This window comes from bacterium (assembly GCA_040753555.1).
In the GTDB taxonomy this organism is placed as follows: domain Bacteria; phylum UBA9089; class UBA9088; order UBA9088; family UBA9088; genus JBFLYE01.
This window is the reverse complement of record JBFMDZ010000061.1, coordinates 1-12,278: the sequence shown is the minus strand read 5'-3', so window position 1 is coordinate 12,278 and position 12,278 is coordinate 1. Positions and strand designations below refer to the sequence as shown.

The following is a 12,278-nucleotide window of genomic DNA, read 5'->3' as shown; positions in this document are numbered from 1 at the left end:
ATAGGAGTCGAAGCCCGAACGAAGTGAGGGCCGACTCAAGAGATTTTGTTAGGCTTGAAAGGAGCGGGTGCGACTTTCAAGCATTAGAAAATCATTGAGGAGACTCCTATACGACCCAAGGAAAAACAAAGTGTTATAGAAAAAACATTTTGAGAAGATAAAACAAAAGTTGGCAGATAGGAGTCGAAGCCCGAACGAAGTGAGGGCCGACTCAAGAGATTTTGTTAGGCTTGAAAGGAGCGGGTGCGACTTTCAAGCATTAGAAAATCATTGAGGAGACTCCTATACGACCCAAGGGAAAATGAGCAAGTGCGAGTGTTAACTCCTATACGACCCAAAGATAAATATAAATTGGGTATGTGTTTTTTTAGGTGTCATATATTTTGTAACTTTGATAAAGAGCTTGATTTAATTGTAAATTTTAAATTGCAAATTGTAAATTGAAGAAGGTATGGCAAAATTAGAAAATGAGGCAAAGAGGGAGGATAATATTATCCTAATCATATCAGGGGTAATTCTTTTTCTTATTTTTACTATATTTTACAAATATAACTTTGCCTCTCCCTGGACAGATTTTACAGGCATTGCTCCATATTACCTTGCTTCATGGGTTGCTGTTTCCCTTATAATTTCTTTTTTTGCCTATCTTTTACAGATAAAATTTGAGTTATTTACAAGGGTTTTAATCGTTTCTTATCTTATAGTCCTTATCTTTGTTCCATCATTATATTTTGATATCCACCTTTATAGCTGCTTTGATATATCAAAGGTTACAGGAATCTATCTCCTTACCATTGTAATTCTTTCTGTATGGATAATAAGAAGCACTTACCTTGGAAAGATTGAGTTTTCTATCCCTCCCTTAATAATCCTCCTTCCAACATCTGCCTGGTTAATTATAACCTTTATTTCAACGATATTGTCTATAAACCCCTGGATGGCATTTGTTGGGACATATAAAAGGTATGAGGGGCTCCTTGTTGTTATTGCATATCTTATATCATTTTATGCCATTCTTACATTTATTCCAAAGGAAAAGCTTTATTGGCTTTTGCTTTCTGTTGTCCTTGTTGCTGCAATAACATCTGTATATGGTGTAATTCAATTTCTTGGGCTTGACCCACTTAAATGGGAGTCATTTAGTAGATATAGAATTATTGGAACATTTGGAAATCCTGTATTTATCGCCGCATATCTCTCTATGGCTATATTTGTCTGTCTCTCTATGTATATCTTTACAGCTGAAAAAAAGGGGGTTTTAATAAAAGGAAAAAAGAAAAAAGAAGAATCCTCTTTTAAAAAACCCCTTCTTCTTTTGTTTTACGGAGGGTGCATTGTTTTTATCTATATCTGCTTCTGCTTTACAAATACAAGGGCTACATTTGTTGGATTAAGTGTTTGCACCTTGGTATTTGTTCTTTATTTCTATGGGCTTCGCTTCTTTCTTTTGTACTTTCCTGTTTTTACATCTTTTTTTGGCTTTATCTTTTACATCGTCTATCAATATCTTTCTCCATATAGCAAAATAGCCCTATTTCTGGGTGGCTTATCTTTAGGGTTTCTGTTCTTTGCTCATTTAATTATTGGAGGGTTTATAATGAAGGATATGGGTAGAGCTCATAAAATAGGTCTTCCAATCATTGGTATTGCCCTTATTGTTTTAACCATTATTTTTAATCTTGACCGTAATATCTCAGTTGCTGCAAGATTTTTTACAATGGTTACAAAAAAGCCGAAGGCTATTTCTGTGGAGAAAGAATCTGTAGAGAAAGTCCCTTTAAAGAATGAAGAGCATAGAAAATTAAACTTTGTTCAAAAGATGAGAGATAAGCTTACTGGCTCTGCAGGGTGGAGGCTGTGGATGTGGACAACGGGAGCAAGAATAATTCCAGATTACCCCTGGTTTGGAATTGGTCCAGATACCCTAGGAATAATCTTTCCTAAATACCTTGCCAAGGTTTATACAATGAAAATTGGAGGAACATTAGAGATGGAGGATAGGCTTCATAATGAAATCTTTGATACAGGGGTAAATCGGGGCATTATAGGCCTTATTATTTATTTCTGGCTTATTATTGCATTTACAATATATTGTTGGAAGGGATATCGTAAGGCAGAAGAGGGAAGGGGAATTCTTATTTTAGGGATATACACTGCCTGGCTTGCCTATTTGGTTCAAAACCAATTTAGCTTTGGAAATACACCCATTGCCTCTTTATATTGGATGCTTATGGCAATGGCTGTAAAGGAGATAGGAGGTGTTAAAAGCTTTCAATTTAATATAAACAAAAATTCACCAATTGCCTGGGCTATTTACCCTTTTGTTTTTATTTTTGCAATAGGATTCTCCATTTTTGTTATTCGTCCATACCTTGCTGATTTGCACTATAAGGATGGAACAGTGTATTTAGCCAGGGGTGATTGGAACAACGCATTTTCTAAATACAAAAAGGCAATATCCTTGAATTATAGGGAAATAAGATATTGGGAGGAGCTAAACAGGGCTTATATCAACTATGTCATAACAACAGGAAACAGGGAGGCTTTAGAAGAGGCTAAAAATGGAGCAAATACATTAAATAAGCTACTAAAGGGTATGAGCAATACAGCCTATTTTACATTGGGAATGGCGCATTTTATGGAGGGAAAGCAGGATGAGGCACTTAAATATTATAAAAAGGCAAAGGAGTGGCAGCCATTCATTGCTGATATATATAACAATATAGGGATTTTATATCTAAATATGGGAAGGCCTGACCTTGCAATCTCTGAGTTTGAACAAGCCCTTGAGATAAGGTCTGAATATTCAAGGACAACAGAGCATCTGATAAGGTTATACCTTGAAAATAATGAGATAGATAGGGCAATAGGATTTTTAACAAGGCTTTCTCGTGTTTTATATGGCGATGAGAAAAGAAAGATTCATAATTATTTGGCATGGATTTACTACAACAAAAAACAGGATTATAAAAAAAGCATAATGATGAGCCAAAATATATTGGAAATTTTTCCGCAGGATACCGATAGCCTTAGAAATATAGGGCTTTGTTATTATAGAATTGGTGATTGGATAAAGGCAAAAGAAGCATTTTTAAAGCTCTTAGAGGTTCTTCCCGATGACCCTCAAGCAAAGTCTCTCCTTTTAAGTCTTTCTGGAAGATGAGCCAAAATATTAGTTTTTCAGTTTTTTATGATGATTTATGAAATCCTTCTTTCCCTTTTAATCATTGTTCTCCCATTCTATTACGACCTTTCTATAGAGAGTAAAACAGACCTTTCAAAGCTTTTGTTTATAAATATTATAACGAGCATTCTCCTTATCCTTTGGCTATTTGATATTCTGCAATCTAAAAAAAGGCTCTATATTGGAAAAATTGGCTTTATACTTCTTGTTTCCCTTTTATCATTTGTTTTTTCTACCATTTGTTCAATTCACAAGCCCATAAGCTTTTTTGGATGTTATATGAGGTATCAAGGTTTAATGACAAATATTGTCTATTTTGTTCTATATCTATTCATTCTAAATATTGTAAAAGAAAATAGAATTTCTTTATTCATAAATTCTTGCTTAATTGGAGGTTGTGGTTCTGCTTTTTATGGAATCCTTCAAGGATTTGGAAAGGATCCATTGGGATGGTATGATTTTGGAAATAGAGTGTCTGCTTGTTTTGGAAACCCTGTTTTTCTTGCTGCATTTTTGGCTATGTTAGCACCCCTTTCATTTTCTTTGTTTATCTTTGCTAAAGATAAGAGAAAATGGCTATATCTTTTTGCATTTTTTCTTATGTTTACGGGCTTACTTTTTACAAGGACACGGGCAGGGATTGTTGCCTTTTTTTTGAGTATGGTGGTTTTGCTTTTTCTGGTAGGAAGAAAAAATGTTTTTAATGAAAAAGTAATTTATTCCCTTTTACTTCTTTTTGCAATCTTTCTCTTATCCAATTTTTCCCCAAAAACCGCAATCTTACAAAGATTTATCAGCGAGTTTCTGTATAAGCCAAATAAAGAGGTATCCCTTGCTGAGAAGCTTTCTGCTACCTCAGTTGGCGGATCGGGTGGTCTTCGTCTTTTGATGTGGAAGGGAGGGTTGAATATCATAAGGGATCATCCATTGTTTGGGATAGGACCTGAAACCTTACAATTTATCTGGCCAAGGTATGCACCCCTTAAGTATATGGTAACCACAGGTCAAGGAAGTGGCGTTGATAGGGTTCATAATGAAATTCTGGATGTTGCTATAACAAGGGGGTTATTTGGGCTTATTTGCTATATTTTTTTAATAGGATTTTTATTCTATTCTGGATGGAAATTTAAGGGAAAAGAAAGAATAATTTATCTTGGGATTTTTTCAGCAAGCCTGGCATATCTAATACAAAACCAATTTAGTTTTGCAGAGCTAGTTATTACCCCATATTTCTTTATTTTTCTAGGGATGATGGATAAAATAGCAAAGAAAGAATATTCTATTCCGATTAACAAAGGATTATTTGCAATCATCTCCCTCTCTATGGTTATTTTTATCCTTTTTTCCTCCCTAAAGCTCTATCTGGCTGATAAGGCATATTATCAAAAAGACTTGGAAAGAGCAATAAAACTCAATTCCTATGAAAGGGTATATTACGGTGCTTTGGCTGGCTTCTATATTGACAAAAAAGATTACAAAAATGCCATTGATGCTTTGAAAAAAGCAAATAAGAACATCCCCGATGAGGCAAATTTTTACAATATCCTTGGGGTTACCTTACAGAGGGAGGAATCTGCGTCGGGTATTACAAGAGAAAAAGAGGTTGTTTCTGCGTATAAAGAAGCGTTAAGGCTTAATCCCTATTTTATTGATGTCCAGATAAACCTTGGGAATTACTATATCTCTAAAGGAAGGCTTAAAGAGGCAATTACTTGCTTTAAGGAGGCATTAAAGGTTCAGCCCTGGCAGGAAGGATGGATTGAGACATTAAAAAACCTTCATCTTACATTGGGAAAGAAAGGTAATGCAATTGCTGATTTCTGTGAGCTTTTAATTATAAATCCAGATTCCTACAATATTCACAAGGCATTAGCACAGCTTTATTATGAGGATGGAAACATAGAGGGTTTTATAAAGGAATGCAAGGAAACAATAAGGGTAAATCCAGATGATATTTTAATGAGAAGAAACCTTGTTGCCATTTATATACAAAAAAAGGATTATGAAAATGCACAAAAAGAGGCAAAGGATATTCTTGCCATTTCTCCCACCGACCCTGAAACCTTAAGGCTTCTTGATTTGATAAAATCTAACCTTTCTTTGCCAAATAAAGGTAATCACCTATCTTCAAGCCTGCCATCAAGTAGATAAAGGGTTTTCTTTTCTAAAGATATACCCATTGCTTTTAACAACCTTAATTGATTTATGATAAAATCTATATTCACATCTTCATAACTAGACTTTAGGTTACGATAAGATAATTGGCTCTCTATCACCTCTCTTGATGATATCTTTCCCAATTCATACTTCTTTTGGTTCATTTGTAGTGTCTTGTGGGCTAATCCTAAATTAATCTCTAAATTTTTTAGTCTGTGCTTTAAAGAGCTTTCTTCATTATAAATTAGGGATATCTCATTTTCTATATCTTCTTTTTGTCTTTCTAATCTTTCCTTTTCCATTTCATAAGACACATAAGCCTTTTCTACCTCTTTCTTTGTTTTACTAGAATCATAAAAAGAATAGCTAACTGTAAACTTAATCGTCCACTCTCTATCAGGATATTCCTTAATAACCTGTTCAAGCTCTTTTTCCTCCTTAGATAAATATTTATCTTGTAAGATAAAAGAAATATTAGGTTTATTTTTGGTTTTAGTAAGGATAATATTGCGTTTTTGCTGAGATAGTGCAATTTCTTGCGCTTTTATCTCTAATCTGTTTTTAAGTCCCTCTTTTACGCATTCCTTTAATTCATATTTGACTTCAGGGAATAAAGGTAATTGTTCGTTAATTGCTATATCTTCTCTTTGATTGGATATTCCAATAATTCTTAGAAATTCTTTAACTGCGGATTCCTTTTGAAAAATGTATAGCCTTAATTCATCTTCATGTAATGCTAATTCTACCTCAACCTGCATTTTGTCTACCTCGCTTATTTCTCCAAGCTTAAATTTTGCCTCTGATGTCTTTAATAATTGTTTGGTAAGGCTTACCTGTTCTTTTGCCAATTCTACATTTCTATTTGCCTTATATAATGCAAAATACTTTTCAATGCATTCCAATATTAACCTTTGCTTTGCAAGCTCATAGTTTATCTGGCTTAATTGATAACCTTCATCTGCACTTTTTAATGGCAAAAGGTTTTCTAATCTTCTTCCTTTTGTTAAAGAGAGGGGTAATTCAAACGATCCCTGAATAGATGATTGGTATTTATCAGAAATTCTATCATAAGCTATTTGATTTTTTAATTCGCTATTGAATTTTATCCCATTGCTAAATACATAGCTTAAATATCCACCTACATCCCAATTATCCCTTTTAGTCTCTGTGTTTATCTCTGTTGCTATTTCCTCAAATTCAATTTTTTTTCTTGTCTTTATCTTTTCTCTTAAAAAATTAGTATCAAATCTAGGTCTATACTCTTTATAAACAACATCCCGTTCAAGCTTTTTTAGTCTTAAGTTATAATTAGACTCTTGGATTATAGTCTTATTATTCATAAGTGCAAGTTTAATGCTTTCTTTTAAATTCAAAGTATCTGCCTCTGTTTTGAAGGCAAGAAAAATAATAGCTATTATGGACCTATTCATATCTTAATACCTCTTGAGGATATATTGATGTAGCTTTTTTTGCGGGTGGAATTATTCCCCAAATAGTAAAGATATTAATAATTAAAAACGATATTATTATTCCACTAAAGGAAGGATAAATGTTGAACCTATAAAAGGAAGATAAAAAGGGTAAGAAAAATATACTTAAAATTATCCCTATATTCCATCCAATTAATCCAATTAATATTCCCTCTAAGATAAATTGAAAGAATATATCCCTTTTCTTAGCACCTATACTTCTTAATATCCCTATCTCTTTCTTTCTAATATTTACTTCAATTGAGAATATCACCCATATCCCTATACTTGCCAAGAGAAGAATGACAAAACTAATACCCATTCCTCCGATTACCCATAATTTCAATTGAGCCTTTTCCCACTCTATAAGGGGTTCTATTGAGAAAATACCAAAATCCTGACCAGGCTTTAGTTTCTTAGTTTGCATAATGTAATAAGAAACTAACAACTTTGCCCTTTTAAAATCTGAAGCAGATACCAATAGCTCTTTATAATTAGGGGCTTTTTCAATAATTGGAAGCAATATGCAATTATTTACAAATCCATCCATTGCATAATTAGGCTTTTTATTTAAAATACCAATGATTTTATATTTTGTATTTTTAATCTCAATGTAGCTATTTATTTTAGGAGAGCCTAACTCCTTATATATCTCAAAACCCATTAGACAAATCTTATTGTTATCAAAAAAGTCGTTTTTATTTAGAAACCTGCCCGATAATACCTTTAGATTTACGACCTTTTGGAAATTATCTGGAATGTATAAAAGATTAGTTAGTCTTATATCTTCCTTATATTTAGCTTCTGTATTTTCTGTTATATATCCACAAGCATCTCTAATTGAAAGAATCTCTTTAAGCTTCCCAATATCTTTATAAGACAATCCTGTTTGCTGATTGTGTATAAATATTCCAAAAATATGACCATTTAACTCTCTAAATAGGTTTTTAACAAAGGGTTTTATGCTCTCCAATGTAGAGAATGACAATAAGGTTATTCCTCCTGAAATGCTTATTGCTAAAATGAGAAATATTTTTTTAAAGGTAAATAATCTTAAAAGTTTTATATATTTAATCGGCCTCAATAATAATTCCATCTTTTATATAAAACCTTCTTCTAGCGGATTGTGCGATTTGGTTATTATGGGTTACCAAAAGTATAGTTTTACCCTCTTTGTTTAATTTAGAAAAGACTTCCATAATATCTTCTGCGGTTTTTGAATCTAAATTACCGGTTGGTTCATCGGCTAAAATAATTAGTGGATTATTGACAATTGCTCTGGCAATAGCTACCCTTTGTGCCTCCCCTCCTGACAACTCCCCTGGTTTATGATTTATCCTCCTATCTAAACCAACCTCTGAAAGTGCATTAATTGCCCTCTCTTTTGCTTCTTTGAAATTGCTTTTTGGGTTATATAAAAAGGGAAGTAAAACATTTTCTAATGCAGAAAGCCTTGGTAGAAGATTAAATGTTTGGAATACAAAGCCAATCTTTTTATTTCTTATCTCAGAGAGGGTATCATCATTAAGTTTTGATATATCAGAGGATTCTAAAAAATAAAACCCTGAACTTAATCTATCTAAACATCCAATGATATTAAGTAGGGTAGATTTTCCACTTCCCGAAGGACCCATTATGGTGATAAAATCACCATTTTCTATTTTTAGGTTAATATCCTGTAAAACCTCTATTTTGTGCTTTTCAAGTTGATATATCTTTTTTATATCCCTTAATTCTATTATCTCCATTTTTGTAGCCTTATTACTTTATCCCCCTCATTCAGTTCCTTATAAAAAATCATTACTATCTCATTTTCTTTAGATAAACCCCCTTTTATCTCTATATATTCTTCATCGCTTATCCCTGTTTGCACCCTTTGTATCCTTATTTTATCATCCTTTATTAGATAAACAATATCCCTATCCTTATCATCCTTGAATATGCAGCTAATTGGAACAGCTAATACAAGATCAGTTGGCTTACCAAGGAATTCTGTAATGTATGATGTCCTTAAATCTATTTCTTCTTTGTCTAATAATTCTATATCAACCGTAAATTGTCCTCCTTTGTCAGGGAGAAGAGAGATATTTTTAATTTTTGCATTATATACCTTATCCGCTTCAAGTTCAGATTTTAAAAATACATCTTTTGCCAATTTACATTTTTTCACATCATATTCACCTGCTTTTGTTTCTATTCTATATTGGCTTAAGTCAGCTATCTTTAAAACAGGAGCATTTTTTGAAATCAACGATTCATTTTCTACAAAGAGTTCATATATTATTCCTTCAATTGGTGATATAACCTCTGCTCTATGTGGGGAGTATTGAATTTTAAACAAGTTAAGTTTAGATAAATTTTTCTGATATTCCCTTTCTGTTTCTTTGTATTTATCAGAGATAAATTCAAATTCCTTTTTTGATATAACCCCGCTTTCAAAGAAATATTTTGCCTCCTCCTTCTCTTTTAACCTCTTTTCCATAAGCTCTCTTGTTTCTTCAGTTATTATATTTATTTCTTCTAGCTCCTTTTTCCTTTGCAATTCTGTAAGCCTATCAATCTTTATATAAGCTAAAATTTGGCCTTTCTTTACCAAATCCCCATTTTTTGACAAAAGAGAGATCTTTCCGTCTTCTTGGGTGTAGACAGGAATTATTCTTTCATACTGAATCTTTGCCGGAAGGCTAAGTTTTGACTGAATTCTTTTATACTCTACAATGGTAGGAACTACCTCCTTTGTCCTCATCTCCTGCACTATCTTAAGCCGATATAAAGAAAATGCCAATAGTACAACTACAAAAAGACCAATAATTAAAAGTAATCTTTTCATTCCCTTATTGCCTCAACAGGAGGAACAAATGCGGCTTTTATTCCCGGATAGATAAGTGCCAATAATGAAAAGCAAAAGACTAATATTATGCAAGCAATTATTATATCTAAAGATAATACAGGGCTTTTAAGGAAAACCCTTGAAAGCATAATCCCCAATCCTGCACCCATCAAAATAGGAGGCAATATAACGATTATCCCTTCCATTAAAAACTCCTTACATATATCCTCTCTTTTTGCGCCACTTGCCCTTTTTATTCCTATCTCCCTTTTCCTTGTAGAAACAAAAGAGAGAAAGGTAAAGAAGATATTGGCTATTCCCATTGTCAACCCGCCTATGCCGATTATCCCCAATAATAATGTCCATATCCTCTGAATATCCTTAAATTTACCAATTAAAAACTCATCCTTAGAAATAAAGAATATCTTATCCTTGCCATATCTTGCTTTTAAAAAAGTTTTTATCTCCCTTATTGCCCTTTCAACATCACTAACCTTTATATATATATTACCTTCATATTCATCCTTTGTGGTTAAATCATCAGACCATGTTATACCATATAATTTTAATTCTCTTTTAGTTTTTACAGGAACAAACATTGTGCCTGGGTCTTTATTTAAAAGCCAAGGATACATTATATAAAGCACCTCATGTATCTTTACTATCCCTTTAATCTTAAGGTAATATGTCCATTTTTCTATTTTAACTTCGCCATTTTGGTCAAACTCTATACGATAGGTATTTGGGTTAAAGGCAACCCTCTTTCCTGAATACTGGATGATATCCCCAACATTTGCATTGAGCTTATTGGCTATATCCTCAGTAAGAACACAAACATTTTTTCCCTCATCTTTTATCTCAATAAATCTACCCTTTTTTACCTCAAACCCCATCACCTTAGCAAATTCAGGAGAGACACCCCTATTAAATATATCTATTTTTTTCTTATTCTTCAATAAAACCAATTCATACCTACCTTCACTCATACCATGGTAGGCACATCCCAATAACCTTATAGTTGGACAGACCTGTTTTAGCCTTAATATATCTTTATAGGGTATGTACCTCCTTTGCCTAGCCTGTGGGTCATCATAATCATTACATAGATGTATTCTATTTGCTCCAAGGGCTTCTATTCCAGCACTTATCCATTCCTTAAATGTCTCCATTGTAATAAATAACCCTATAATTGAACCTGTTCCTAAAATTAAGGATAAAAAGAGTGTAGATAAAACTTTTTTATTCCAATTTCTTATATTATTTATAAGTAATTTTATAAACATTATTAAAAGGGGAGGAGGTTATTTACCCCCTCCCTTTTTTTGGCACAAGTCTATTACCATACACCTCCCACAGGCATTATTGAATAGCCTCCTTTTGAGTACAAATTTAGGTAAGGGTCATCTTCCTGACACTCATCGTGATAGTACCATTCTGAATCATAATATTTGCCCATACCTATACCTGCGGTTGCCAGATGGTTTTTGTAATCAGGGCTCGCATTCCAGCTTACCTTGCTATAACTATCTGACTTGTTCACATAAATAGCCTTATAACTTGGCCACCAATCCTCTGCCCTATAGTCTGCGAAGCCAAAGCCTGAGTCATATGTACATTTTATTGAAACATGCACTTGGTCGCATCCGCTAAACAGAAGACAACCCCCGGTTACAACAAATATACTTAACGCTTTTTTAAACATTTTTTTACCTCCTAAATTTTTTAAGATTTTTTTGATTTTTAAGGTTTTTAGGAGGGGTTATATAGGATGTAAGCGGTGAAGATAAAGGTCTATTAAGCTTGGAATTCCAAAGCATAATTTATTTCTTGGATTTACTCTCTCTCTCTCTCTCTCTGTATAGCAAACATCTTATTAAAACCCTCATGTTTTTATCTCCCTTCTTGTTCTTTCGCCCTCGGCGACAATTAGATGGGCGATTTCTTTTTGGCCCGAAGCAATCATCTGAACGATTTCCCTTCTGGTTTCTTTTAATCCTTCTTCCATCTTGGCAATCATCTCTCTTGTCAAGCTTGCTTCGGTCTTCATCTCTTCTCTACTAAGTCTTATTATTTATCAAGGCATAAACTGCCAAAGAAACACCCAATATCGTAGCCATTGTTCCTACCAGAGTCATATACATCATATACATATAGTTGCCAAAATGCCATCTTAAAATTATCCTTTCTTCAAAGTCCTTTTGTCAAGGAAAAATTTTTAACCTCGAAATGCAAAGAGACAATAAGGGTAAATCCAGATGATATTTTAATGAGAAGAAACCTTGTTGCCATTTATATACAAAAAAAGGATTATGAAAATGCACAAAAAGAGGCAAATAGTATCCTTTCCCTTTTCCCATCTGATGCTGAGACGCTTAAAATCCTTTCTTTAATACCAAAATAGCGTATGTATTTATCCAACTAAACACTTACCTTGTATGTGTGTTCAGCGGTGTTTATTTTTTAACCTTTAATTCATAAGCCCTTCTTAATGATGGAATAATACCTTCTGGTCTTAAGATTATCATAAGAACCATTGCAAATCCAAAGACAAGCATCCTATAGCTAACAAATGCCTGGCCCAGGAATATACGAAGAATCTCAGGAACTCCTACAAGAAGGACCACACCCAAAATAACCC

Annotated in this window: 11 protein-coding genes; 3 read left to right on the top strand and 8 right to left on the bottom strand. The window is 33.3% G+C overall.

Features of this window, described 5'->3' with window-relative positions:
* Positions 1-451: 451 nt before the first annotated feature.
* Both AB1630_06515 and AB1630_06510 read left to right on the top strand, forming a co-directional pair.
* The gene (locus AB1630_06515) at positions 452-3,163 is read left to right on the top strand and encodes a tetratricopeptide repeat protein (GenBank protein ID MEW6103452.1); all 2,712 of its coding nucleotides are present in this window, start codon (positions 452-454) and stop codon (positions 3,161-3,163) included.
* 27 nt (positions 3,164-3,190) lie between these two features.
* Positions 3,191-5,335, top strand: a complete 2,145-nt coding sequence (locus tag AB1630_06510; GenBank protein ID MEW6103451.1) for an O-antigen ligase family protein — start codon at positions 3,191-3,193, stop codon at positions 5,333-5,335.
* Here AB1630_06510 and AB1630_06505 read toward each other — a convergent pair.
* The 7 genes from AB1630_06505 to AB1630_06475 all read right to left on the bottom strand — a co-directional run bounded on the left by AB1630_06505 (position 5,302) and on the right by AB1630_06475 (position 11,687).
* Positions 5,302-6,771 (bottom strand): TolC family protein, encoded by a 1,470-nt coding sequence (locus AB1630_06505; GenBank protein MEW6103450.1) that lies wholly within the window; start codon positions 6,769-6,771, stop codon positions 5,302-5,304. The genes AB1630_06510 and AB1630_06505 overlap by 34 nt on opposite strands.
* Complete coding sequence (locus tag AB1630_06500) at positions 6,764-7,894, bottom strand: FtsX-like permease family protein (protein ID MEW6103449.1); 1,131 nt, start codon at positions 7,892-7,894, stop codon at positions 6,764-6,766. Before AB1630_06500 ends, AB1630_06505 begins: the two co-directional genes overlap by 8 nt.
* Positions 7,881-8,558, bottom strand: a complete 678-nt coding sequence (locus tag AB1630_06495) for an ABC transporter ATP-binding protein (GenBank protein MEW6103448.1) — start codon at positions 8,556-8,558, stop codon at positions 7,881-7,883. The genes AB1630_06500 and AB1630_06495 overlap by 14 nt, the downstream gene beginning before the upstream one ends.
* On the bottom strand, positions 8,549-9,640 hold the full coding sequence (locus AB1630_06490; GenBank protein ID MEW6103447.1) for an efflux RND transporter periplasmic adaptor subunit: 1,092 nt from the start codon (positions 9,638-9,640) through the stop codon (positions 8,549-8,551). Before AB1630_06490 ends, AB1630_06495 begins: the two co-directional genes overlap by 10 nt.
* A complete protein-coding gene (locus AB1630_06485) occupies positions 9,637-10,923 on the bottom strand; it encodes an FtsX-like permease family protein (GenBank protein ID MEW6103446.1) in 1,287 nt (428 codons plus the stop codon). The genes AB1630_06490 and AB1630_06485 overlap by 4 nt, the downstream gene beginning before the upstream one ends.
* Before the next feature lie 53 nt (positions 10,924-10,976).
* Positions 10,977-11,342, bottom strand: coding sequence for a hypothetical protein (locus AB1630_06480; protein MEW6103445.1), 366 nt, complete (start codon positions 11,340-11,342; stop codon positions 10,977-10,979).
* 180 nt (positions 11,343-11,522) lie between these two features.
* On the bottom strand, positions 11,523-11,687 hold the full coding sequence (locus AB1630_06475; protein MEW6103444.1) for a hypothetical protein: 165 nt from the start codon (positions 11,685-11,687) through the stop codon (positions 11,523-11,525).
* A 219-nt stretch (positions 11,688-11,906) separates the two neighbouring features.
* Here AB1630_06475 and AB1630_06470 point away from each other — a divergent pair, with 219 nt between their 5' ends.
* Positions 11,907-12,041 carry a hypothetical protein gene (locus AB1630_06470; protein MEW6103443.1) on the top strand — a complete coding sequence of 45 codons (135 nt, stop codon included), beginning with the start codon at positions 11,907-11,909 and terminating at the stop codon, positions 12,039-12,041.
* Positions 12,042-12,093: 52 nt separating this feature from the next.
* On the opposite strand, the gene AB1630_06465 is transcribed toward AB1630_06470, so the two are convergent.
* On the bottom strand, positions 12,094-12,278 hold a 185-nt coding region (locus AB1630_06465; protein MEW6103442.1), incomplete at its 5' end, for a branched-chain amino acid ABC transporter permease.

What these genes read in the sequence shown, in the direction of transcription:
- AB1630_06515 (MEW6103452.1), top strand. Translation starts at nt 452, where the DNA reads ATGGCAAAATTAGAAAATGAGGCAAAGAGGGAGGATAATATTATCCTA.
- AB1630_06510 (MEW6103451.1), top strand. Translation starts at nt 3,191, where the DNA reads ATGATGATTTATGAAATCCTTCTTTCCCTTTTAATCATTGTTCTCCCA.
- AB1630_06505 (MEW6103450.1), bottom strand. Translation starts at nt 6,771, where the DNA reads ATGAATAGGTCCATAATAGCTATTATTTTTCTTGCCTTCAAAACAGAG.
- AB1630_06495 (MEW6103448.1), bottom strand. Translation starts at nt 8,558, where the DNA reads ATGGAGATAATAGAATTAAGGGATATAAAAAAGATATATCAACTTGAA.
- AB1630_06490 (MEW6103447.1), bottom strand. Translation starts at nt 9,640, where the DNA reads ATGAAAAGATTACTTTTAATTATTGGTCTTTTTGTAGTTGTACTATTG.
- AB1630_06485 (MEW6103446.1), bottom strand. Translation starts at nt 10,923, where the DNA reads ATGTTTATAAAATTACTTATAAATAATATAAGAAATTGGAATAAAAAA.
- AB1630_06480 (MEW6103445.1), bottom strand. Translation starts at nt 11,342, where the DNA reads ATGTTTAAAAAAGCGTTAAGTATATTTGTTGTAACCGGGGGTTGTCTT.
- AB1630_06475 (MEW6103444.1), bottom strand. Translation starts at nt 11,687, where the DNA reads ATGAAGACCGAAGCAAGCTTGACAAGAGAGATGATTGCCAAGATGGAA.
- AB1630_06470 (MEW6103443.1), top strand. Translation starts at nt 11,907, where the DNA reads ATGAGAAGAAACCTTGTTGCCATTTATATACAAAAAAAGGATTATGAA.